General features: G+C 41.7%; 22 protein-coding genes. 3 read left to right on the top strand and 19 right to left on the bottom strand.

What is annotated here, in order from left to right; all coding sequences use genetic code 11:
• Position 1: 1 nt before the first annotated feature.
• On the bottom strand, positions 2–181 hold the full coding sequence (locus OTG27_RS05925) for an IDEAL domain-containing protein (protein WP_034315231.1): 180 nt from the start codon (positions 179–181) through the stop codon (positions 2–4).
• Positions 182–647: 466 nt separating this feature from the next.
• Between OTG27_RS05925 and OTG27_RS05920 the strand changes: the two genes are divergently transcribed.
• Entirely contained in the window at positions 648–1,946 is a 1,299-nt protein-coding gene (locus OTG27_RS05920; protein WP_268936485.1) for an MFS transporter, read from the top strand.
• Positions 1,947–2,037: 91 nt separating this feature from the next.
• Here OTG27_RS05920 and OTG27_RS05915 read toward each other — a convergent pair whose 3' ends face one another.
• The 9 genes from OTG27_RS05915 to OTG27_RS05875 form a co-directional block, all read right to left on the bottom strand.
• Positions 2,038–2,733, bottom strand: coding sequence for a YjjG family noncanonical pyrimidine nucleotidase (locus OTG27_RS05915; protein ID WP_268936484.1), 696 nt, complete (start codon positions 2,731–2,733; stop codon positions 2,038–2,040).
• A gap of 188 nt (positions 2,734–2,921) precedes the next feature.
• Positions 2,922–4,406 carry a sodium:solute symporter family protein gene (locus tag OTG27_RS05910; RefSeq protein ID WP_268936482.1) on the bottom strand — a complete coding sequence of 495 codons (1,485 nt, stop codon included), beginning with the start codon at positions 4,404–4,406 and terminating at the stop codon, positions 2,922–2,924.
• The gene (locus OTG27_RS05905) at positions 4,403–4,591 is read right to left on the bottom strand and encodes a DUF3311 domain-containing protein (RefSeq protein ID WP_063596649.1); all 189 of its coding nucleotides are present in this window, start codon (positions 4,589–4,591) and stop codon (positions 4,403–4,405) included. Before OTG27_RS05905 ends, OTG27_RS05910 begins: the two co-directional genes overlap by 4 nt.
• Before the next feature lie 543 nt (positions 4,592–5,134).
• Positions 5,135–6,895, bottom strand: coding sequence for a CocE/NonD family hydrolase (locus OTG27_RS05900; protein WP_268936481.1), 1,761 nt, complete (start codon positions 6,893–6,895; stop codon positions 5,135–5,137).
• A 222-nt stretch (positions 6,896–7,117) separates the two neighbouring features.
• A complete protein-coding gene (locus OTG27_RS05895) occupies positions 7,118–8,200 on the bottom strand; it encodes a tartrate dehydrogenase (RefSeq protein WP_268590760.1) in 1,083 nt (360 codons plus the stop codon).
• Positions 8,201–8,217: 17 nt separating this feature from the next.
• Complete coding sequence (locus tag OTG27_RS05890; protein ID WP_268936480.1) at positions 8,218–9,669, bottom strand: aldehyde dehydrogenase family protein; 1,452 nt, start codon at positions 9,667–9,669, stop codon at positions 8,218–8,220.
• A complete protein-coding gene (locus OTG27_RS05885; protein WP_063596645.1) occupies positions 9,662–10,744 on the bottom strand; it encodes an aromatic ring-hydroxylating oxygenase subunit alpha in 1,083 nt (360 codons plus the stop codon). The genes OTG27_RS05890 and OTG27_RS05885 overlap by 8 nt, the downstream gene beginning before the upstream one ends.
• Positions 10,745–10,820: 76 nt before the next feature.
• Entirely contained in the window at positions 10,821–11,069 is a 249-nt protein-coding gene (locus OTG27_RS05880; RefSeq protein WP_268936479.1) for a ferredoxin, read from the bottom strand.
• A 22-nt stretch (positions 11,070–11,091) separates the two neighbouring features.
• Positions 11,092–12,111, bottom strand: coding sequence for an NAD(P)/FAD-dependent oxidoreductase (locus tag OTG27_RS05875; RefSeq protein WP_268936478.1), 1,020 nt, complete (start codon positions 12,109–12,111; stop codon positions 11,092–11,094).
• 289 nt (positions 12,112–12,400) lie between these two features.
• On the opposite strand from OTG27_RS05875, the gene OTG27_RS05870 reads away from it, so the two are divergent.
• On the top strand, positions 12,401–13,774 hold the full coding sequence (locus tag OTG27_RS05870) for a sigma-54 interaction domain-containing protein (protein ID WP_268936477.1): 1,374 nt from the start codon (positions 12,401–12,403) through the stop codon (positions 13,772–13,774).
• A 234-nt stretch (positions 13,775–14,008) separates the two neighbouring features.
• Here the strand turns inward: OTG27_RS05870 and OTG27_RS05865 are convergent, their stop codons facing one another.
• From OTG27_RS05865 to OTG27_RS05825, 9 genes are all read right to left on the bottom strand, one after another.
• Positions 14,009–14,731, bottom strand: coding sequence for an anti-sigma factor (locus OTG27_RS05865; RefSeq protein WP_268936476.1), 723 nt, complete (start codon positions 14,729–14,731; stop codon positions 14,009–14,011).
• Positions 14,732–15,286, bottom strand: a complete 555-nt coding sequence (locus OTG27_RS05860) for an RNA polymerase sigma factor (RefSeq protein ID WP_268936475.1) — start codon at positions 15,284–15,286, stop codon at positions 14,732–14,734.
• A gap of 77 nt (positions 15,287–15,363) precedes the next feature.
• Complete coding sequence (locus OTG27_RS05855; RefSeq protein ID WP_268936474.1) at positions 15,364–15,834, bottom strand: COG4315 family predicted lipoprotein; 471 nt, start codon at positions 15,832–15,834, stop codon at positions 15,364–15,366.
• Between the two features lie 22 nt (positions 15,835–15,856).
• Entirely contained in the window at positions 15,857–16,594 is a 738-nt protein-coding gene (locus OTG27_RS05850; RefSeq protein WP_374941247.1) for an extracellular solute-binding protein, read from the bottom strand.
• A 415-nt stretch (positions 16,595–17,009) separates the two neighbouring features.
• Positions 17,010–18,116, bottom strand: coding sequence for a GerAB/ArcD/ProY family transporter (locus OTG27_RS05845; RefSeq protein ID WP_268936472.1), 1,107 nt, complete (start codon positions 18,114–18,116; stop codon positions 17,010–17,012).
• Between the two features lie 100 nt (positions 18,117–18,216).
• Complete coding sequence (locus OTG27_RS05840) at positions 18,217–19,326, bottom strand: GerAB/ArcD/ProY family transporter (protein WP_268936471.1); 1,110 nt, start codon at positions 19,324–19,326, stop codon at positions 18,217–18,219.
• A gap of 56 nt (positions 19,327–19,382) precedes the next feature.
• Positions 19,383–19,604 (bottom strand): hypothetical protein, encoded by a 222-nt coding sequence (locus OTG27_RS05835; protein ID WP_268936470.1) that lies wholly within the window; start codon positions 19,602–19,604, stop codon positions 19,383–19,385.
• On the bottom strand, positions 19,601–20,788 hold the full coding sequence (locus OTG27_RS05830; RefSeq protein ID WP_268936469.1) for a Ger(x)C family spore germination protein: 1,188 nt from the start codon (positions 20,786–20,788) through the stop codon (positions 19,601–19,603). Before OTG27_RS05830 ends, OTG27_RS05835 begins: the two co-directional genes overlap by 4 nt.
• 53 nt (positions 20,789–20,841) lie before the next feature.
• The gene (locus tag OTG27_RS05825; RefSeq protein ID WP_268936666.1) at positions 20,842–22,365 is read right to left on the bottom strand and encodes a spore germination protein; all 1,524 of its coding nucleotides are present in this window, start codon (positions 22,363–22,365) and stop codon (positions 20,842–20,844) included.
• Positions 22,366–22,783: 418 nt separating this feature from the next.
• On the opposite strand from OTG27_RS05825, the gene OTG27_RS05820 reads away from it, so the two are divergent.
• Entirely contained in the window at positions 22,784–24,850 is a 2,067-nt protein-coding gene (locus OTG27_RS05820; RefSeq protein WP_268936468.1) for a Na+/H+ antiporter, read from the top strand.
• The last annotated feature ends 583 nt before the right edge of the window (positions 24,851–25,433 follow it).

Below are 25,433 nucleotides of genomic sequence, written 5' to 3'. Positions count from 1 at the left end.
TTCAGGAAATGCCCTTCAATATTTCAGTTAAACGTAGGAACTCTTCCTTATCACGATTTCTTAATGAGTCATCGATTTCTTTTTCGATTTGTGCTTTCCGGTAATCACTAAGGGCCTTTTTTAAAACCATTTCAGCCATCTCTTCAGGTTCAAGCGATGTTCCTGGCAATTGCTTCTCCATACGAAACCAACTCCTTAACCTTTTTTCTATTATACTAAATAACTTGGAGATTATTATTATTTATTAAAATCTTATCCTTTCCTCTTTTTCATTTTTCATTTCCTTATCCACATGATTTCCACTTTGCCACTCTTCTATACACAAAATTTCTAAATATTCGGTTTTCTAATCAGTAACATATTTTCTTTTTATCCACTTAGTCATTTTACCCAGGAAGATCGGATCATTTATTTCCATTACTTTAGAATTAATTATATGCCATTACAGGTGAAGGGAGCTAAGTTATTTGCTTCATTTTTTCAGAAAAGTCAGAAATATATTGACCGGTATGGATAGGCCCTCTAAAATAATCTAAATAATCCAGTTTTTTACTTATATTCATTTACCATCATTTTTGTTCATTTCGGCTTTATTTATCGTTGAAAACAATTTTGATGAAAAACTTTGCATTAAAGGAGCATTTATCATGAAAAAAAGTCGAGTTCTTTTCGCAAGTTTAGCGGGTTCCGTTATTGAGTGGTACGATTTCTATTTATACGGAACAGCAACGGGCCTGGTTTTTACGACGCTATTCTTTCCCAATCATGATCCTGCGATTTCACTTCTTCTCGCCTTTGTCACATTCGGGGCTGGTTATGCAGCCCGTCCAATCGGCAGCATCCTGTTCGGGCATATGGGTGATCGCATCGGACGGAAGGCAGCACTCATGTTCACCCTTATTGGTATGGGAGGGAGTTCAATGCTAATCGGTGTTCTGCCCACTTATGCCCAGGTTGGGTTGGCCGCCCCCGCCATCTTGGTGGTGCTGAGGTTGATTCAAGGAATTTCCTTGGGAGGTGAATGGGGCGGAGCCATCCTATTGGCAACGGAATCTGCTCCTAAAGGTGTTCGTGGGTTATATGGATCCATTCCCCAACTAGGGGTCCCCATCGGCTTGGTTGCCGGCTCGTTCAGCCTAACCCTCATCAGCTCCTTGACAACCGATGCCCAATTTTTATCTTGGGGTTGGCGGATTCCATTCCTTTTAAGCGGTGTACTGATCGGGTTGGCAATTTGGGTAAGGAGTGGCATTGAAGAAACGCCGGAATTTAAAGCGCAGAAAGATAGCGGCGATCTTGCGAAAGTTCCCATTATTGAAACGTTGAAACACGATTGGAGAAGTGTGCTGCAAGTGATCGGACTAAAAATTGGGGACGGCTTCTTCAATGTATTCATCATGTCCTATGTTCTCGTCTTTACTACGCTGTATTTTGGTTATTCCCAAGATTCAGCTCTTACCGGTTTAACGATTGGCTGCGCTACAATGCTGATTACCATTCCTGTCATTGGTTACATTTCAGATTTCATTGATCGAAAAATCATCTATTTTGGGGGCCTGACTCTCCTTTTCGTCTTGGCCATCCCATATTTCACAATGATTGGGCGTGGGGTTGGCTGGTTCTACATGATGCAGGCAGTTGTACTCGGTGTCATCTGGGGAGCCATTTTTTCCACACAAGGGACATTATTCTCGGAGCTCTTTCCAGCCAAGGTCCGTTATACTGGATTATCCGTCGGTTATCAGGTCGCGGCAGCCATTGCAGGTTTCGGTCCGCTCATCTGGACCGCCATGGCAGAATCATATGGCCCATCCCCATTGGTATTTGGCGGATTCATGATGGCAGGTCTCGCTATTTCCCTGGCGCTTTGTATATTATCCCCGCATTTCAGCAGAAGAAATGAAAAGGATCAAACGCTCAAACCACATAAGCTGGATTTGAACTGATTCTAAAATCTCTTGCATGAGTAATAACAGAGGCTGCACGTCCTATCACTCGGACAAGCGGCCTCTGTTTTTTTACGATGCATATACCACCCTATACTTGTTTACTTCCTACAATCTCCAAAAGATCAGTGAGCGTCCGGATTTCATAGGTGGGCTTGATTCCCAGATCATTATCCTTTTGATGGGGATTGTACCAGCATGTATCCATTCCATAATTCAAGCCGCCCTGTATATCTGAAGTCAAGGAGTCACCCACTATCAACGCTTTCGATTTATCTGTGATCTTTAACTTGGAAAATGCATAATCAAAAATCCCTCTATCAGGCTTCTGAAATCCAGCCTCTTGGGAAACTATCAAGGTCTCAAAGGTGCTGCAAAGGGCTGACCCGCCGATCCTTGCTGTCTGCACTGCCGTGAAGCCATTTGTTATAATAGCAAGCCGGCATCCTCCAAGCTTCTCGCAAACTTCTATAGCCCCGGGCAGAAGATGTATTTCCTTTCCCAAATGTCCCAGGTACGCACGGCTGAACGCATCCGCATCCATATCAAGCCCATGCTTCAGGAACAACCGCTTGAACCTTTCCACTCCCAGAATGGTTAAATCTATATGCCCCTGTTCCAAATCCCTCCATAATACCTTACTGATTTCTTGGTAACATCGCGCATAATCCTCCGCCCCTGTTGGCAAACCGAACTCTAAAAAGGCTTCATGCAGCGCATTCTTTTCCGATATTCCAAAGTCTAGCAAAGTATCATCAACATCAAATAATATAATTTCGTATTTCATCGCTGCCCCCATAATCATTTTAGTCCAACTTAACACATTTCCTTTAATTACGTATCGAAAATATATACTGAAAGCTTGGAAAACTACAAAAAAGGATAGCTCAAAGGCTATCCTTTTGTATGGTTCTATATAGAGAGTCATGGAAGATAAGGCGCATGGGACGTTTTCAACATACCAAGCATCTTTGATCAAGAAATGATTATTCGTTTAACCGGCTCTTCTTCCTGAATCATTTGTTGATCTTTTCTTGTGAAAGCACTGACAGCCAGCATGACGATAGCGTTAAAGGTAATGGCGACGATCCCTATATCAAGATCCTGTATGAAATGCGGTGCCTTCGGTAATAAAGTGGCCATTGTTGCCTCTGCCAGCGTAAAGTAAGCGACCAACACCACCCCTAAAATCATTCCTGCAGATGCCCCTGCTTTACTTACCGGATTTCTCTTAAGCAAGCTGAATACTAAAGGAGGGAAAATTTGCAGGACAAAACTGTAAGCCATGGTCAGTAACGCAATCATCGTATTGCCTCCATAGAATGTAAAGATCAAGGAGACTAATGATACGATTGGAACAAATATACGGGTTAGTTTGGCAAGCTGTTCATTCGATGTGTCAGGCTTAACGGCTTTGTAAATATTCTTTGATAAAATCGTAGCTGCCGTCAAAATTAACATCGAACATGGTACAAGGGCTGCAAGCATGCCTGCTGCTCCGACAACGCCAACAATCCAGGGCGGGAAAGCATCTTTCGCGATTTTAAATAAGGCAAGGTCTGTTTCTCCACCTTGTAGATTCGGTATCTGCAAAACCGCCGTAAAACCGATAAAAAGAATGAAAACCAGAATGATTTGATACAGAGGTAAAATGGCAGAATTTTTCCTGAGAGCCGATTCGTTCTGGGAAGATAAACTCGCTCCAAAGCAATGCGGCCACATATATTGCCCCAATGCGATGGTCAGGCAAAGGGAAATATACCAAGAGATGCTAAATCCTTCGTCCGGAAGCAATAAGAATCCCGGTTTTGTTGCTTCAAGAGTTTCGAACATCGGTTGTATTCCACCGAAGTAATGTATGGGCAAATATATGCCCAAAAACACGATTACGACAAGAATGAGGATATCTTTCAATACTGCTGTCCAAGCAGAACCGTGAATACCTGAAACATATACAAAAACAGTTACGCATAGCATCCCGATCCAAACAGCAACCGTTGGTGGAATCAGCCCATATGATGCTTCGGAAACGATGATTTGAAAGCCTTTTAATTGTAATACGATATAGGGAATCATTGATAGGACTCCAATAACAGCAACCAGAAGTCCCAATGGTTTACTATTATACTTTTTTGTGAAAAAGTCAGATTGTGTCAGCACATTATGTTTTTTCGCATAGCGCCAAATTGGGGGTAAAATCCAGAAAGGAACGATGTAAGTAAGAGCGCAAAATATATAGATAGTGGGACCGCCCATACGGTATGCCGCTCCGCTGGCGCCAAGAAACACAAAAGTCGAAAACATCTCTCCCGCCATCAGTACGAACATGATTAACGAACCGAAGTTCCTCCCCCCGACTGCCCACTGGTCAAGCTTCATTTCGCGCCCCTTTTTTGCGCGGATACCTAAGTAAAAAGCCAAAACAAGAGTCATGGTGATGATCAATATGGAACTGTTCATTTATTCTCCTCCTGTCTATCACAGATCACACTGCTAATATAAAGGCAGATGGAAGTCAAAATAAGCCAGGCTGTGGACCAAAAGATAATGAAAGGCAAACCGAATATATATGGCTCAACACGGTTAACCACAGATAATGAGCCAATTGCGGGTATGACGCTGAGCAGCACAATGATTTTCTTCAAATGAAGTCCCCCTCTTAATAAATCTGTTAATGAAACGGCCTGTGAAAGCGCTTAAAATATGGGTCACGCAAATCTTGTTCCTTTACCACCTTCACAATGGCAGTAGCTTCTCTACTAACACCAAAAAGTAATAATATTACAAATTTTCAAACCATTAATCATCAATTTCTAATTAAGGTTGCAGATAGTTAATCACCTTTCCTTGGCTTACAAATAACATAAGAGACAAGATCATGCCTAACATGTTCCGTCATTTCCTTAAGCCTGGGATCTATTATAATGGATGAACTTTCCCCCCTTCATATTGTTATTTGCAAGAGTTATGCCAATCGCTTTTATTCATAACGCTTCACCCTTTAACCCTATTAATACGAGTGATTTGAAAATCCTAAGGCTTTTATTAACTTTACAATTTGTTTTTATATTATTGAGCATCTGTTTCCTGAGTTTTAATCACCTCAGCTGAACTGTTTTTAACTCATAAAACAAGTGACAATGTTGTAAACCAGAAAATAAGGAAGTCTCTCCTCCCTTCTTTTATAATCAGTTATCACTTGCAGGAATGATTGGCAATAGAATGCGAGAAGGAAATTCCTTGCTATGATAAATCGTTTGTCTGGCCGTCTTCGTTTCACTGCTTTCGATCATTGATTTCCCTGTATTCGGATTGGGGGCATATTGTGGAAAACTGCTTGATGAAATTTCAAGCAAGATTCGATGACCCGGAAGAAAAACATTGCTTGTAGCCCACAAGTTAATTTCGTATTCAACGATTTCCCCATTCAGTTCTTTTTCAGCACGATGGCCGTTCCGGTATTTTGCATTGATGATTCCCTCGGTTAAAATAATCGCTGTGCCATCCGGTGATTCATCCACAAGCTTTGCAGTAAAATCAGTGTCCGCTGCATCAGTTGATGCAAACAACTTCAGTTTAACCGGACCTGTTACTTCAAGTGCTTCTTTCAATGGCTCTGAAGTATAAACGAGCACGTCGTTCCGCTTTTCGATGTCGCTCTGATCATATGGACCCATTGTAAGTGGGCCGGAAAAAAGTGTAGCTCCACCTTTTGTCGGTACAGGGTTTAGGGGATCATATATATATGAATCCGTCTTTTCACCCTCCTGCTGATCCGTGCTTAAGCGCCCATCACCTGTTTTCGTATTCGCCTTTCCCTTACTGTGCAAATAATAACTCGTATATTCAGTCCGTTCAAGCGGCCATTCATTTTCATCACGCCATTTATTAATCCCCATTATAAATATTTTCACGGGCGGTTCCTTCTCAATACCATTATCGATGCCTTTCAGCCAGCGATTGAACCAGCGAATATGAAGGGCGGTAATATCTTCTTCAAGGTTGATCCAATCCCCGGACGCATGAACTCCAAAAGAGCGTTCACCCTGGTTCGAAGAAAAAAGTCCATGGCTCCATGGTCCAATAATTAGTTTTTGAGTATGGCTAAGGTGGTCATTCACTTTGTTCATTTCAACGTAATTTTCCAGGGTAGGGCCGATAAAACAATCATACCAACCTCCCAAATGAAAAGCAGGCAGCTGTATCCTAGCAAATTTTTCAGTAATACTTGAGTTCTGCCAATAAGTTTCGTCTTCGATTGGGTGATTCAAATGTTCAAAGAAAAAGTTATTTTCGTCCAGAACCTTTAATGGCGGCCAATCATTAATAGGTGCATATGCATACAATTCCTCAATATTGTTGAGGGAGTCAGCAAGCTTATGAAAAACCGAAGTTCTTTCCTTATTTTTTTCATACCTTCGCTTCAGCAAATCAGGTACAATCGATTCCAATGTCCACGTTTCAAAAAGGCCGAGAGCAAAAGCCCCATTACGATAAACCGTTCCATTTCTTTGGTCATTCAGCGTCATTGCTGGAAAAATGGCGATTAAGTGTGGAGGTTTTTTTTCCGCTGCAAGCAGCTGGGTGTATCCATAATAGGATAGGCCAAACATGCCCACTTTCCCTGTTGAATACGAGAGTGAAGCCGCCCATTCCACTGTGTCGTATCCGTCATCCGCTTCCTGGCTGAATGGTCGAAATTCTCCTTCTGACTGAAATCGTCCTCTCACATCCTGAATGATGACAACGAACCCATTTTCAACAATACGATTAGTGTCCAAATAACGATGGGAGTAATTCGGTAAGTCCTTACTGTATGGAAGCCTGGTCAATAACACAGGAAATTGCCCAGGCAAATTGGGTCTGTATACATCCGCATAAAGGACGGTGCCGTCCCTCATGATGCATGGCACATTTTTTTCGACAACGATTTCAACTTTTTTCATCATGACCGCTCCTCTTAGCTATACCATTGATTTGAGTGATTTTGCCTGTGTATTAATAATCACCATTCCGGGTTCCTTGCTCGTGAAAATTAAGAGACCAAGTGCTTTTCTTTCCAAGCCTTGGCCTCTTGATTTTGTATAAACGATTGGCTTACCACCCTGGATGCATCATTATATTGAGGTGACCATTCAATGAATATTGAACGTTCCCCATATCCATTCAAGTCAGACCTTGGACAAAATGATTGACTCAATGATTTCCGTCACCCTGTCCCCCACTTCGGAAGTGGACGCCGTTCCATGCATATCAGGCGTGAGCACCCGGTCTTCCAGCAACAGTTGCTCAATTGCTTCAAGAACAATCTTACCATGTGATTCATAGCCAAAAAAGTCGAGCATTTGGCTTGCTGACCAAATGGAGGCAAGCGGGTTTCCAATGCCTTTGCCGGCAATGTCAGGAGCTGAGCCGTGAATTGGTTCGAACATTGATGGAAATTCCCTATCGGGATTAATATTGGCACCGGCAGCAAGGCCGATTCCTCCAGCAAGCGCAGCCCCTAAGTCTGTTAAAATATCACCGAACAGGTTCGAAGTGACAACGACTTCAAAGCGCTTCGGGTCTTTGATCATCAGCATTGCCGCTGCGTCGACAAGATATGAGGCCGTTTCGACTTCAGGATATTCCCTGCTGACCTCTTCGAATACTTGATCCCAGAAAACCATGGAATAATTCAGGGCGTTGGCTTTAGAGATGCTCGTGAGCGACCTGCCTTCTTTTTTCGCGGTTTCAAAAGCATAACGGATGATTCTTTCCGTCCCTTTACGGGAAAACACACCGTTTTGCAGAACCACTTCATGTTCCTGCCCTTTAAACAGCCAGTCTCCAGCGCCTGAATATTCACCCTCGCTGTTTTCGCGGATGAACAGCATATCAATATCTTCACGTTTCACATCAACAAGAGGCAAGTGTGCCCCTTTTAACAATGTCACGGGCCGGATATTGACATATTGATCAAAGCTTTTACGGATTTTCAATAATAGCTCCCATAGTGAAATATGGTCTGGAACGCCCGGAAACCCGACCGCTCCCAAATAAATTGCGTCAAAAGCTTTCAGCTTTTCAATCCCATCATCATCCATCATTCTACCATTTTCGGCATAAAATTCGCAGCCCCATGGGAAGTATGTGAAATCCAATTGAAAACCTGAATCCAGTTCAGCCACTTTTTTTAATACCTTTATGCCTTCATTAATCACTTCAGGGCCAATGCCATCTCCTGCGATGACTGCAATTTTGAATTGTTTCATAAATGATCTCCTCGATTTCAGTCTTGATTCCAAACAACCAATTTCATTTCGGTCATTTCTTCCACAGCGTATTTAATGCCTTCACGGCCAGTCCCGCTTTCTTTTACTCCGCCGTATGGCATTTGATCGACACGATAGGTAGGTACATCATTGATGATTACACCGCCTACATGCAATTCCCGTGAAGCGTATAATGCGTTTTTGACATTGTTTGTGTATATACCGGCCTGCAAACCAAAGCGGGAATCATTCACTTGATCAATCGCTTCCATCACTGAACCCACTTTATTGACAATGACAACCGGTGCAAATGCTTCCTGGCATGAAACTTTTAACGTATGATCCGCATCTGTAATGATTGTAGGTTCAAGAATGTCCCCTTGCAATCCCCCCCCTGCAGCGATCGTTGACTTACTGTCTTTAGTTTCCTCAATCCAGCCCATTACACGTGCCGTTTCCCCTTTGGAGATCAGGGAGGAAATATACGTATCCGGATCTAATGGATCGCCAATTCTAAGTTTTTTGGCCGCTGCAGTGAATTTTTCGACAAACTCTTCATACACTTCTTCATGTGCATACACACGTTGCAATGAAATACAAACTTGCCCTTGATTGGAAAAAGCACCCATGATGCAGCGATCAATAATTTTATCGATATCTATATCTTTATCAATGATTAAGGCCGAGTTCGAGCCAAGTTCAAGTGTGGTCTTTTTCAGCCCGGCTTTGTTGCGGATCCCGATTCCAACGCTTGGGCTGCCTGTGAATGTGATCATGCTCACCCGATCATTTTCTACAATCGCTTCCCCGACCGTGCTGCCCGGACCCGTAACCACATTTAATACGCCAGCCGGCAGACCCGCCTTTTCAAAAATTTCTGCGATGAAAAGTGCCGAGAGTGGAGTTTGCGAAGCTGGCTTCAACACAATGGTGTTCCCAGCCGCTATTGCCGGTCCGACTTTATGCGCCACTAAATTCATCGGGAAGTTAAACGGGGTGATGGCTCCAATGACCCCGATCGGCTCTCTTAACGTGTAACCAATTCGGCCAACCCCGCCTACGGCTGCATCAAAAGGAATCATTTCACCGTGAATCCGTTTAGCCTCTTCAGCCGAGAACTTATACGTTTCGATGGTCCTTCCAACTTCCGCTTTTGCAAACATGATCGGTTTGGCTGATTCACGGGATATGATTTCTGCCGCTTCTTCCGCATTCTCAACTAATAACGCGACAGCCTTCTCCAATATATCCGCCCTTTGATAAGCTGGCATTTTTGCCATGACTTCACGTGCATTGTAAGCGGCTGCAATCGCCTTTTCCGTCAGCTCTTTATCCGCCATGGCAATTTGGGCGATTTCTTCCCCGGAATAAGGGGAATATAGCGGAGCATAACTTACCGTTTCCACTTTTTCACCATTGATCATTAGATATTGTTTCACTGATTTTAGTTGATTCGCTATTTTACTCATTTAGGGCCTCCAATACCATTTCATGAAATTGAACAATTGCTTTTTCCGAAGAGGAATATCTGCCTTTGTTAAAGGCACGGGAGCGGAAACCTATTTGTTCCAGCTCAACTAGTTCCACATCTTCCTGTCGGACTTGTTCGGCAAACGTAACAAGATCTTTCTCTTCCTGAGTCAAATTCTCATCGCGGAAATAATATGTGTAAACAGCCAAAGTCGTTTCGTGATCAATCGGAACCATTTGAATGGTTGCCATATTTCCGGGGCCTGGATAAATGGTCAACATCAAGTTAGGCCACAGCCAGAAAAAGGATCCACCTTGCATTTCCGCCTGATTTAAATCGACCGTTCCGTAATTTTTATCCGGTTTAACGATCGAACCTTGCAGTGAATAGTTATCGCAAGTAATGATTTGGTAATCATCCATATCGAGTGCTGCAACAAAGCTTGGATGTGCGACATGGCAATGATCACATTCTAAATAGTTATCAATGAACGCTTTCCAGTTTGCCTTGATCACCCTCGTTTTTTGACTTGTTCTTTTTAACTCACTTAAAAACGGGTATTTACTTAAACGGTCAAAGAAATCGCCATAAGATTCGCTAAGCGGTTTCGCATGATCATCCAAGTTTACAAAAATTAGGGATTCCAAGATTTCCATGCGTACTGAGCGTAAACAGGCATCTTGAACACATGCTTCATCTTCGCCTTTGAAATTCGGCGCTTTGTTCAACTTCCCATCCAATTTGAATGTCCAACCATGATAACTGCATTGCAAGATTTTCTTCTTGCCTGATTCACTTTTTTCAAGCTTAGTAGCACGATGAGGACATACGTTATAAAAAGCGCGGATCACCTCATCCTGGCCACGGTTCACGATGATCGGCTCATTAGCTACCTCTGTCGTAAAGAATGATCCCACTTTTTCCAATTGGCTGACATGACCCACAAGCTGCCAAGATTTAGAGAATACTAGATCGATTTCCTTTTCGAGAACTTTCGGATCCGTGTATTTGTCATACGTCAATGTCCTTTCAAATGTACGATTCGTAACATTTTCCACCTTGTTATAAGCCATCATTATTTCCCCCTAAAAAATGATTACAAGCATTCCTATTTAGATTAATATCCCTTAATTGATCCGGCCTTCCGCTTCAACCGGCTGTCACTGGTATATTGGCAAAAGGTTCCGCCGCCAACTTAATTGAATCTGTCGGACAACCATCAAAAGCATCTTCCAAGTCCTCCTCCAGATCTTCGGACACTTCAGTTATTCCTGTATTGGCATCCAGGATTGAAAAAGCGATCCCTTCATCGTTATAATCGAAAATTTCCGGTGCAGTCGCTCCACATGCCCCGCAAGCGATACATGTCTCCTGATCAACCATTGTGTATATAGCCATGTGGCTCCCCCCTTTCACATAATTAAACGGATGTTGCGCTTTTCTCTTTTCCTCCCATTGTGCTCGTGCTGTGCAGCGGCTGAACTTTCGCACTCGGGTCGATATGAACTTTTGCATTACTCACTGCTGTAGGCGCTTCACCGAACCCGCTGGCAATCAGCTTCACCTTCCCTTCGTACGTGCAAATATCTCCTGCGGCGTATATGCCTTTGATATTCGTTTCCATTTTAGAATTGACAACGATGGAATTGTTCTCAATTTCAAGGCCCCAATCCTTTATTGGGCCTATTGATGATACGAATCCATAATTGACGAGAACGTCATCGACTTCCAATTCAAGCTGTTTTCCACTCTTTGCATCCGTCACAATCACTTTTTCTATTCTTTCTTCTCCAATCAGTTCGTCAGGGAGATAAGGAGTCAAGACCTCAACCTTGGATTGTTTCAGCTGCTCTACACTGTGTTCATGGGCACGAAATTTTTCCCTTCGGTGTATGAGTGTCACTTTTTCAGCTATCGGTTCAAGCATTAGCGACCAGTCGACTGCCGAATCGCCGCCACCGAACACAACCACTTTCTTATCAGCGAATTGACTCATATTCTGAACGTAATAATGAAGGTTGGCATTTTCAAATCTTTCTTCGCCTTCGATTTTTAATTTCCGAGGCTGAAATGCCCCGTTTCCGGCAGTGATGATTATCGCTTTCGTATAATGTGTTTCTTCAGATGTAGTAATGGCAAATATCCCATCCGAAGTACGAACAATGGTCTCTACAGATTGATTAAGACATATATCCGTTTTGAATTGACCCATTTGTTCCAGTAATCGATTGATGAGGTCTTGGGCCTGAATTTTTGGGAAACCCGCAATATCATAAATATATTTTTCAGGGTACAAAGCAGACAGCTGCCCTCCCAATTGAGGGAGACTTTCAATGATTTTCACTGAAGCTTGGCGCATCCCTGCATAAAAAGCGGTAAACAAACCAACCGGTCCTCCCCCGATAATAGTGATGTCAGTGACTTCATACTTTTCTTCCAAACTCATTCCCCCCTGGATGTCTTCCGTAATACGATTCCATTTACTAGAATCGCTTTGCTTACATGTGAATGCATGCAATAATTAATGCAAACCTAGCCAATCGTCAATTTCAGCAATTGATAATTTTATATATTGCAATATGCGTGCCAACCACGGAAACCGCCTTTCATATACTAAATATTTAGAATTCTTTTTGAAAACGCTGTCATATTGAGTTATAATTAACTCAAATTTGATGAAACGTTATTCAGAATTCACTCATTCCCTTTTGAAAAGAGAGGATTACCTTATGAAAAGTACGGATTCTACTGAAAGTGTCGAGATGACACTCCAAACTCTATTAAAAATTCTTGATCATTCCTCTGATGAGATTTTCGTCCTTGACGGTGAAAAGCGGATTCTTTACGTCAACAAGGCATGTGAGCGCCATTATGGGCTGAAGCCTTCTGATGTCATCGGCAAAAATAATGTGGACTTATTTGAAAAAGGATACTGGACGCCCTCCATCGTGCCTGAAGTATTTAAAAGAAAAAAGCCTTGCTACATGAAACAGCAAACGTATATTGGGGCTGAATTGATGACATCGGCGATTCCAATTTTAAATGATGCAGGGGAAATTGAACTGGTGGTCACTACATCCACAGAAACACAAACGTATAAAATGTTAAAAGCAAATGAAGCAAGTAGTGAGTCGAAATTGACTCATGACGAAGATGAAACGGGGAGATTTATTACTAATAGCGGTAAAATCAACCGCATCCTCACTTTTTGTGAAAAGGTGGCACCAACGGATTCCACGATTTTGATCCAGGGGGAGTCTGGAACGGGTAAAGGTGTGCTTGCCCATTTCATCCACCGGATCAGTAAGCGGAAAAGCAAACCTTTCCTGACGATCAACTGTGCAGCCATTCCGGAGGAACTGCTCGAATCCGAACTATTCGGCTATTCAAAAGGAGCATTTACCGGTGCAAATAAAACTGGAAAACGCGGATTGATTGAATCCGCAGACGGCGGCACTGTCTTTCTTGATGAAATTGGGGAAATACCGCTCGCTCTGCAGGCAAAGCTTCTCCAAGTAATCCAGGACAAGCAATTCATTCCCGTCGGCGGCAGCGAAATGAAAAAAGTCGACATCCGCATCGTCGCCGCAACAAACCAGAACTTAATAGAAATGGTCAATGATAAAAGATTCCGGGAAGATTTATTTTACCGTTTGAATGTGATTGATATTCAATTGCCTCCATTGCGGGAACGTAAAGAAGATATCATTCCCCTTACGTACAATTTTTTAAATAAGTTCAATGAAAGGTATCATGAAAATAAAGTCATTTCGGAAGAATGCTTGAACCTATTAATTCATTATTCATGGCCAGGCAATGTACGCCAGCTCGAAAACTTGATTGAACGGTTGGTCTTAATAAGTGACTCCGTTATCCTGATGTCCGACTTGCCTGAAATGATAACCGAGAACGTTGAACAGGTCACACAGATTGATCTCCCCACTACTCTCGATAAAGCACTTGATGAAACGAAACGGATATTGATCAGGAAATCTTACCAAACATATAAATCATCAAGGAAAGTCGCGAAGGACCTCTCTATCAGCCAAACGAAAGCCTCAGCGTTGATCCGGGAGTACTGTGGGGACTTAATGAATAAATAGGTATCATGGAAATGAAAATGCTTGTTTAACTTTAAACAAGTCCATTTTCCCCCACCCGACATGCTGGTTATTCGTTGCTAGTGATCATGGTGAATGGTAAACACTTATATTCCAATTCAAATGAGCTCCCATTGTTAATCGCGGAGACTTCTTCTTGTTTAAAGCACTTAGCTATTAAATTCAGGTACGAACAGAAAATAAGAGACTTCCCCTTTGCGGGAAAGTCTCTTATTTTTAAGAAGATCCTACTATTTTTTCGCCTCTCGGCTTTGTACTATTTGCATCTGGTTCTCTTGTGATGCCAATTTGATTGAATTTATCATTAATGGACAGTTTGTATGTCAATGATCCTGTGCCGGCTTCATCAGGCTTGAAAGTTCCTGCATTTGTCCGTTTTCCATCTTTCAGTAACCACACCTGATACACCTCGGACTTCTGAAGGCTAGGCAAATTCTGAATCTGAACGATTAACCTTCTTTCTTCACCTTGCTGCAAAATGTATGCAGCACCGTCCGTACTCATATTTACAGCGGTTTTATCAGCAGGCTGCAAAGATAGCGACGTTTTAACCTCCATTGGCAGATTGATAGCTGCAAGTTCTTTTTTCAGTTGAATATTGGAATATAACAGCACAAACGCCAAAACCAGTGCAGCCAGCAAGAGACCTGAAGTGACTGGTGTAAACTGCTTAAAGAAAAAGCTACTCCAATTCTTTTCCCTTCTCACCGGAACTTCATCGTCAGTCTCAAAGAGAAAATTCATGACCTCTGATTTCAGGGAAGATGAAGGTTCCATTTCTTCAAAATCCCATTTCAATGAATTCCAGGCTTCTGTCATTTGTTCATACTCCCTAGTGCATTCAGAGCAGTGCATTAAGTGTTCCGTGAATGCCTTTTTTTCTTTTTCTCCCAGTTCACCCGATAAAAATGAAAGCAGGTTAGCGCACTCTGTATTCATTTACAAACCACCTACTTCCAAATGCTTTTTCAACAATTTAAGCGACTGGTGAAGTCTGCTCTTGATGGTACCAACCGGTTCATTTTCAATTTTGGCAATTTCCGTTAACGAGTACCCTTTCCAATACAGTAAATCAATCAGCCTTTTTTGCGGCTTGCTTAACTTATTTTTTGCCTTGGCAATTTCACTGTGCAATAGCCCATTTTCTATATTATTATTAGGATCTTCTATGTCTATTGGATGACTCATGTCCATGTGTTTGTTATTCCGGATATGAACGCTGTCTTTACGGACATAATCCACACACACATTTCGTGTAACGGTCAAAAGCCAGCTGACAAAGTGCCCCTTTTCGGGATTGTAACTGCTTTTTGTGGTCCAGAGCTTTAAAAAGACCAACTGCACAATCTCCTTTGTTTTTTCAGCATTTCCATTTGTGAACTTAAAAATATAACCATAGATTAATTTAATATAGCGGTCATAAAGTTCTTCCAGAGCAGGACGATGCTTTTTCATGACTAATGCCATCAATTCCTTATCAAGTTTTTCTTTCAATCGCACCTGCAACTCCTCACAAGTAAATTTGGAAAAAATATATAACAGGAACGACCATCACTGATCGCCCCTTTTTCTTACTTCGGAAAAATAGTCTTATTATTCACAATATACCAAACATTTTTCACACCTTCACCATTGACATCTCCCGCTACCTTATCATTCGCAAAATAGTAGAGTGGAAATCCTTTGTACGTCACCTGCTCTTCCCCTGTATCTTCCCTTTGAATGGTTCCAAAGTCATTTTCCTCAAATCCTTTAGGGACAGCAAAATCGCTTTCCATGAACGGCGGCCATTTTTTCAGACAATCACCCATGCAATTGCTTTTTCCTGATTTATCATTCTTGAAATAGTAAAGTGCCATTCCCTTGGAATCAGCCAGGTATTCGCCTAATGGTTTACTTTCCAATAATTTTAGGGTTACCGCTTTTTCATCGGCAGTACCACTAACAGCTTGATCCTTTTCGGGTGAATCCTTCGCTTCATTTCCACATGCCGCCAATACTAAGACCATCATAAAAACTGAAAATACCATCCACTTTTTCATATACTCTCACTCCTCATAAATTTTACTTCCATCCCCATTTTTGAAAAACTTGATGGGATTCTTCCGTTTTAAGATAAGCAATGAATTGTTTTGCCTTTTTCTTGTTTCCACTCTTACTTGTTATGCTTACCGGGGTCCCTCTATAGAGCTTGTCTTCCTCAGGGAGCTGAACCAGGTCCGTCACATCCGCCAGACGGTAATGCCAGGATTCATATGTAATCCAGGCGTCCAATTTTGAATTTGCCTTCCATAAATTAATAGCTTCTGCACTGGACTTCACTGAAATGTCAATATTCCTGCTAATTCCAGGAATCAATCCTTTTCTTCCAGCCAAATCTTCCCATAGACCCAGTTGCCCGGCTCCATTAACATCCACAATCTTTATGCCCTTCTTCGTTAGATCCTCCAATGACTGGATATTCTTTGGGTTTCCTTTTCTAACCAGAATTCCAGCTGACCGTGCATACAATTCTGTACGGTTTTTTCCATCAAGGACCTCCGGATGATCATGCATGAATTCTGTTAGCATATACTCGGACCCCCCGTAAATAATATCCGCATCCTGTTTGGCTTGATCAATCCATTTTTCTTCGGGTCCCGCTGTTACTTCAACTTTTATCCCCGTTTCTTGGGTGAATCGTTCCGCCACTTCCTTGATAGGTCCAAAAGGTCCTCCTGGTCCATATACTTTTACGACATCGTTGACAGCTTGCCCCCGATTCGAACCCATTTCCGGTGAAAATCCTAACAGTACTAGCATCAATGATATCCACCCTACAAAAATGACCTTTTTCAAGTCTTTCTTCTCCCCCTTCTAAAAAGCCTTTGTACTATAGATAACGGGACAAACTTCCAAACGGTTTGAAAAAAATTGTTAATTTTTTTAAACTTTTGCAAAGTACATCTGATGATTTCCAGTTTTCAACCCGCAGCAAAAAACCATTCGGAAACGGAATGGTTGCAGACTGTAGACAAACTCCATAATAATTGAGTCTTTCTACATTTTATAAGTTTTTAAATTTGGCCGTTGATTGGAACGTAGGGCCCTCGGCGCCATTGCGTCTGCGGGTTCTCCCATGGAAGCGACTAGGGGTCTCATACCTTTCAATCAACTTTGTTTTAACATTAAGATAGAGCTCCTTTTAAATTAAATATCAAAAAATCGGCAGAAAAGCTTAGCTTGATTTGCTTCCCTTTCTCTGTCTATTTCTTTTACGGATCATAGCAATCACCAACAATAACAGAGGAATAATCGTTTGCATCAAAATTCCATGAAAAGGGAAGGCGACGATATCATATCGACTGACAACCATGGAGCTGGGATACGACCAAAAGCTGAATTCTACAATCAAAATCCCTATCGGCCATACAACAGGACGATAGTCGGAGAGATTCAGCCACTGCGCTGTACCCAAAGCAGCCGCATAATAAAACACGGAAATTTTCACAAACGCTCCTACTATCCATACGGCCATGATGGCGGACTCCAGATGTTCAAAAAAGTCGGCCAAACTGATGTACCGAGATACATTCATCACGGGATAATTCTTTGTTGATGTTGTTGACCCGAGTATAAAAAGAACCATAAGATTCACCACAATTAACGTAATCATCACGGCAAAAACAGACATCATCCCGGATTTCATCCCTTTTTTCATATCGGTTAAAAAAGGGAGGAGAAAAATCATCAGAAAAAACTCGCTGAACCATCCACCCGGTACAATCGAGCCCTTGATTGGAGGCATAATTCCATTCCCCAATATCGGCAATATATTCTTAAATTCAAGATCAGGGCCCAGGAGGACGATTAAAATTAGGATTGGAAAGATAAAAACGGGAACCAACAATTGAGCAGCTCTCCCCATCACCTCTATCCCTCCGCGTACGATAAAGGCACAAAGGAGTACCATCGATGCCATGATCACGCTAATCGGGGTTTTGACCAGAAAAGAGTCGACAATGAATTCCCCGTAACTTCTTAGGATCTGCCCTGTGATCGGGATATAAAAAAACAAGAATAAAAAACCGAGAATTTTCCCCGGAATCCGACCAATGATCTGTTCACTGAATTGGATAACCGTTAGTTTCGGATAAAGTTTGTGAAGTTTATAAGTGATATACACCGTCGCATACCCGATGAGGGACGCCAAAATGGGGGAAAGCCATAAATCAGTTTTAGCATATTTCGCTGTGATGCTTGGAACACCGAGAACAGCCGTTGCCACAATCGTTGGATACAACATGAATGCCATTTGTAAAGATGAAATTTTTCCTTTCTCCATCATCTTCCTCCTTTCCGTGATAGTATGAAAATTTGAAATCACAAAGCCCACTGATCGTTTTACTTTTTCATAAACTCTTCAATCGGCTTAAAAAAGAGTTTCAATCCATTCGGCTGGTTTCGGTTCCTTTACGATTTCTTTTCCTTACAACAGCAATCAACAACAATAACAGAGGAATAATCGTTTGCATCAAAATCCCTTGTAACGGAAAGACGTTGATATCATTACGACTGACATCCACAGAGCTAGGCAGCGACCACAAACTGAATATGACAATAAAAATCCCAACCGGCCATACAACAGGTCGATAATCGGAGAGATTCAGCCACTGCGCTGTACCTAAAGCACATGCATAATAAAAAACGGAAATTTTCACAAACGCCCCTACAATCCATACCGCCATAACGGCGGATTCTACATGTTCAAAAAAGTCGGCAAAACTGATGTATCGAGATACATTCATCAAGGGGTAAAGTTTTGTGGATGTTGTTGACCCAAGTACAAAAAGAACCGTAAGATTCACCACAATTAACGTCATCATCACGGCAAACACAGTCACCATACCGGACTTCATCCCTTTTTTCATATCTACCAAAAAAGGAAGAAGAAAAATCATCAGGAAAAACTCGCTGAACCATCCACCCGGTACAATCGAACCCTTGATTGGGGGCATTATACCATCCGCCAATACCGGGAATATATTCTTGAATTCAAGATCAGGAATCAGTAAAATGATTAAGATAAAGATTGGAAAAATGAAAACAGGTACAAACAATTGTGCAGCTCGCCCCAACACTTCTATCCCTCCGCGCACGATGAACGCACATAGAAGCACCATCGATACCATGATCACACTAATCGGGGTACGTACCAGAAAAGAGCCGACAACAAATTCTGCGTAGCCTCTAACGAGTAGCCCCGTGTTCTGGATATAAAAAAACAAGAGTAAAAAACCAAAAATTTTCCCCGGAATCCGACCAATGATCTTTTCACTGAATTGGATCACCGTTTGTTTTGGATACAGCTGGTGCAGTTTATAAGCGATATACACCGTCAGATATCCTATGAGCGCAGCAAAAATGGGGGACAGCCATAAATCAGTTTTTGCATATTTCGCTGTGATGCTGGGAACCCCGAGAATAGCCGTTGCCACAATCGCGGGATACAACATGAATGCCATCTGCAGAGATGAAATTTTCCCTTTCTCCATCTGCTTCCTCCTTTCTTAATAGAATGAAATTAATCCCGCAACACCCACTAATAGACTCACTTTTCCATAAACTCTCCAAATGGCCTGAAAAGAGTTTCGATCCATTGAGTGGGTCCTGACATCTGTGGGAGATTGAACATGGATAGAACCAAGCCAGTGAGAAGCAGTGTAAGAAATGCCACTTTATCTTTTTTAGGATTTTGTTTCATTTTCGGCCATTCATACAAAATGATTAAAGCTACGATCACGGTTGTACAAATAAAAGCCCCCCATCTCACTTGTCCTTCACCTCATTTTCAGACAACCCCGCCGGTTTGTTTATATAGCCCTGTCTCCGAATATGGGCCGCAACATCGACTTCCACTTCCATTTCCGCGAATATCTCATCCCAGTGGTTATCTACCTTATTAAACTGTTTAGGATATTTCCGATAGAAATCTTTACCCAATCCTAAAATGTCCGATTTCTTATGCTGAATATGCAGAAAAGCCATCCTAATGCGATTTTCTATATCTGTTTGATATGCTCGTTCTGCTGCTTTTAGAGACTTAGGATTTGAAAGGTTTAAATTCGTTCCATTTTGTATAACAGCTCCATCCGTACTTATTTTCACCAACAATTTCCACTTATCATTGATAATTTGCGGGATAATCTTGACTTTGGCTGACACTGGACTTAAAGATATCTTCCCTTTCACCCCTTTGGGTTGGAAGGTAACGGTGTATGATTCCACTTCATCCCTTAACCACAATAGCCCTCTAGTTTCCTTTTCAGTCATCGTTCCAGTCATTTTATCTTTTTTGAACACGGCCGTACCGAAAATGTAAGGAATTCCCTGTAATTTCGTTTGCCCTTTACCCGGCGGCAATATTTTAACCATTGGAATTGCGGCCGCTTGAGGCCTACCGGTTAACATTTCATCTAAATCCTGCATTGTGACCAGCATCCCGATATGTAAATCGGATAGCTCTCTCAGCACTTCCCCTGAATAGTTTTCCAAGGGTGGCAAAGATTCAAGAATAGGCTTTGCTTCCCCTTTGCTGACATACACATTTGCTTTCTCTCTTGGCTGAGGATGGCGCAGCAAAAAATCCAGCTGCTCTTGAATTCCTTCCTTCGCTAACTTTTCACCGAATACAAAAACTTTACAATGTCCCCAAAATACTTTTCGCGGAAGCTTGCTTTGAAGCTTAGACAATGCATCTGAAATATTGGAGCCTTTTTCATTTCTCACCATTGTCGTAACCCCACCTCCCCCTTGACTGCCCCCTCCTTGACCGCCTCCACTGCTTATTGAACTTGGAATAAAGACTTGGACGGATAGTTCGATTTGATCATTACCCTTCTTATCGATGGCGGCTGCTGTGACAATCGCCAAATCAGTGATTTCTATTCGATCCCAACAACCGCTTAGAAAAGGGGTCGTTCCACAAATAACGAGCAAAAGAAGGACATGTTTCATGAAATGACGCCTCTTTCCTTTCTCTAATATGCTTTTTCGCCTCCAGTTATTATTCACTCCGTTTCACTCCCCCTTTTTGGATTTGGACTCTGTTCCGGGGCTTGACGGTATACATTAGAATCCCCTGTGAGACGCGGGCGTGTATCCATCCTCCACCAAGGAGCTCTCCACAGTACATCTTTCAGCTCTTTACCTTTTAACGGCGCCAGTGGCGCTAAGTATGGAACGCCAAAGGAACGCAAGCTGCATAAGTGAATGACTATGGCGATGATCCCCATCATGATGCCAAGCAGTCCTAAGGTACCTGCAAGCAGCATCATTGGGAAACGCAGCATCCGGAAAGCAATTCCGGCAATATAGCGAGGCATCATAAAAGAAGCGATTCCCGTAATCGCAACCACAATGACCATTGGCGCTGAAACCAATCCCGCTTGTACGGAAGCTTGACCAATCACCAGCGCTCCAACAATGCTAACGGCAGAACCTACCTGCTTCGGCAAGCGAACCCCTGCCTCTCTTAGTGCTTCAAACGTAATTTCCATAGCCAATGCCTCTACAATTGCAGGAAAAGGGACCGATTCCCGGGATGCCGCTACACTTAACAGGAGTGCGGTTGGGACCGCCTCATGATGGAACGTCAAAATAGCAACATAAAGTGATGGAAGCAAAAGGGATAATCCCATAAAAAAATATCGTAACCAACGGATAAAAGTGCCTGCCCAAAAACGTTGAGCATAATCCTCTTGTGATTGAATCAAAGAAAAGAAGGTTATTGGTGCAATTAATGTAAAAGGGGTTCCTTCAACAAGAATGACAGCCCGTCCCTCCAGCAAACTGGCACAGGCGACATCAGGACGTTCTGTTGACATGATTTGAGGGAAAGGTGAATACGGATTGTCCTCGATCATTTCCTCGATGTACTCGCTTTCTAAAATTCCGTCTATTTCAATTCGTTCCAACCGGGTTGTAATCTCTTCAATCAGTGTTTTATCCGCAAGTCCATCAATATAAGCAATCGAAACATTCGTCCTGGTATAAGTTCCTATCTTCATCGATTGTATTTTAAGTGCAGGACTTTTAATAATACGTCGCAATTGGGACGTATTTACCTCTAGAGATTCAATAAACCCCTCTCGTGACCCCCTAACCCCTCCCTCTGCCACAGGTTCTTCAATGGCCCTCTTTTCCCATTTGGACAATCCTAGAGAAAATCCATCGCTTCCCCCTTCATATAGAAGGATTGGGTTTCCAGAGGAAATCGATTCAATGCAATCCGCCAACATATTCACTTTTACCACTTTAGGAACGGGCATTTTATGTTCAATAAACTCATTTAATGGTTGTGGTTCTTTTGATGACTCCTGCATGAGTGGAGATAGCACATATTGCTCTATCGCCTCGATGTCCGAGAGTCCCGCAATGTAAATAAGCATCGCCCGCGTCTTTCCGAAAAGTAAGAACGAACGGAACATGACATCCGAGCAATTATCATAAACAGAACGAAGTGTTTCTACATTTAGACTGAAATTCGCATCAAGTGCATCTGCAGGCTTGGAATCCAGGTAATCATTTTGCATCAGGGATTTTTTTACTTTCTTATTTCTTAATAATTTGCCTATATTACGAATCAAGCTGGTTACCCCCATTTTTTTGCAGGTCGCTCTAACTCCATTTTTCTATGTTTCTTCATTAAGGGTATTTTATACAGAAAATCCTGTTTCCGACATGAACTAATTTTCATGGAAAAACCATGTCATAAGTTGATTTTGAATAAACCGAAAACTCTTGTGATATCCTGTTTGTAATTAATAACTAAGGGGTATATCAAAAACCGAGGCTATATGTTAGTCGAGAACACTGTCCATGGCTAAGTATTGTTTTGACCATATAGTATGGTTACTTTTAAAAGGATGGATTTTGCTTTTTAAACACCTCTGTTTTTTTATACATTGCATGGGCAATCAGACTAAAACATTAGAAGATAAGGGAGATTCTATGTCATTCTTAATCACATTGCTCGGATTATTGGTGTCCACAATAATCGCTACAATATTAAATGCTATATGGCCTCGTATCCCACTTCCGATATATCAAATATCCATGGGAGCAGTGTTCTCATTATTACCATTTCAATTATCATTTGATTTTCATTCAGCATTATTTATGATCTGTGTCATTGCTCCGCTGCTTTTTACAGAAGGAAAAAATACGTCTCGTAAAGAAATGCTAGAATTGCGTAAGCCAATTCTGTTATTGGCCTTTGGGTTAGTATTTGTGACGGTTTTTGCAGGAGGCTATTTCATCCACTGGTTAATACCTGATATGCCGATGGCTGTGGCTTTTGCTTTAGCCGCAACAATTACCCCTACGGATGCGGTAGCGGTACAATCGATTACAAAAGGATTGAAATTGCCTGGAAACATGATGCCCATCCTTGAGGGTGAATCACTTTTCAATGATGCTGCCGGAATCGTCGCTTTTAAAGTTGCCCTGGCAGCTGCCTTAACTGGAGTGTTTTCTATAAAAGATGCTTCGCTTAATTTTATATTTGTAGCTTTAGGCGGTATCTTTATAGGGATCCTATTGGGCTATTTAATCGTTAAATTACGATTATTTTTACGGATTCATGGATTTGAGGAAATCCCAATGTCTATTGTCATTGAACTAATTACGCCTTTTGCCATCTATATGGCAGCTGAAGAATTCCATGTTTCCGGAATCTTGGCAGTTGTTGCTGCAGGTGTCATTCATGGCATCGAGCGGGATCGCCTTCAGAGTTCAACGACTAAATTGCAAATTGTATCAACTAATACATGGTCTGTATTAGGTTATGTTTTGAATGGACTTGTATTTGCTTTGTTAGGATTTATGTTGCCGAGTGTTTATCAGGAAATTGAGTCCAACTTAAATAGGGGCATTCTTTTTGGGATAAGTGTCTTGATCGTTCTTTTATTATTGGTGATCCGTTTTATATGGGTATACATCCTGCATGATACTTTTACGAAAAACAGAGTGAATCCATTAGAGCAATTCATTATGTCCAGGGTTCATCCAGAAGATAGCAATGACACCGATGAGGAGAATGTTTCAAGATCCCGATTTGCATTTTTGACATCCGTTTGCGGCATTCATGGAACCATTACATTAGCTACAGCTTTATCCATACCATATTTCATGCGGGATGACACTTTATTCCCGATGCGTAATACAGTCTTGTTTATCGCAGCTTGCGTTATATTGTTAAGCGTCACCTTGGCTACGGTTCTCTTGCCATTACTGGTAAAGACACCGATTGAATTCAAAGATGAGCGTCTAACCTCTGAGGAGGCTTATAAAATTGTTTTAAATAAAACGATCAATCAACTGAGCAAAGAAGCAACCATCGAGAATCAGAAAGCGGTCCATCAAGTAATGGAAGATTTAAATGAACAACTGATAGATTTGGAACGGGGAATAACGAATCGACCGGATGATCGGACAATACGCGAATTAGTGGAGCTAGGAGCCAATAAGGAATTTGAAGTCGTTTCTGGATTAGTCGAAAAAGGGACTATATCTGAAACAGCCTTTGAACTATATAAAGTGTATCTTTCAAGAACCTCGAATTATATGCAAAAATCCTCCATGAAAAGGGCTTGGATCAATTTGCAGGCCATTCTTTTCAAGAAAAAGATCAATGTCAAATGGGATAAGAAATGGGAAGCGAAATTAGAGGACTCCATCGTTAAAAATGCTGACCTGATCAGGGAGTTTCGTAAAGCACAAAAAGAAGCTTCAAAGGAAGCCATTTTATTGATCAAACAACAAACTGCACCTGAAAACCGCCATGAAGTCATGCTTGTCATCCAAAGATATAATCGTTATTTGAATCCGTTCGGAACATTAAATGAAAAAGAAGCAAAACGCTTTGAAGAGATGGTAAGTCAATTTCAGTTGAATGCGATGCAAATCGAACGTGATATCATTGCGCAAATGGTTGAAGATGAGCAAATATCCATACAAACAGCAACTGAGATTAGACAAAACTTGATCTACGATGAAATGATAATGATACAAAATTGATAAAATATTAAGAGACTCCGATGCAACAGGAAGCGGTGTCTCTTTATTTACATTCCAAGGCAAGGATGAATACCTCAGAAAAATTAAAATGAAATGACTGTAGATCGAGCAGGTATAAGGGCTTTCATCGAAATTCCAGAGGATTCATGGCATCTGTTCCATCACAATGGAGTTAAATCACCGTTTTGCAGCTTTTACAATTGAACCTAAATCAGTTCATAAAAGTATCATGAAGCTGGCAGGTCAATACAACGAACTCTTCTTTGAATTCAAGATGCAGCGTAATGACAATGAAAAAAAGCATGTTCGTTTCTGTGTTTCACGAGTATTCGCTCCAAACTCACGAGTAAAATCACCAAATTCACGAGTAAAAGCGCCAAACTCACGAGTATTCGCTCCAAACTCACGAGTAATAGCATCAACTCACGAGTATTCGCTCCAAACTCTCGAGTAATTACTCCAAACTCACCAGAAAAACACCAAACTCACGAGTAATTGTCCCAAACTCACCAGAAAAGCACCAGGAAGTTCCCTTTCCAGTTCATATAACCTTTCTTTCATTTCGAAAATCCCCTGTTTCGTC

Origin of the sequence: Peribacillus sp. AS_2 (assembly GCF_026891895.1) — a bacterium.
In the GTDB taxonomy this organism is placed as follows: Bacteria; Bacillota; Bacilli; order Bacillales; family DSM-1321; genus Peribacillus; species Peribacillus frigoritolerans.
Note: the sequence above shows the minus strand (reverse complement) of the source record. Positions and strands in the feature narration are given on the sequence as shown.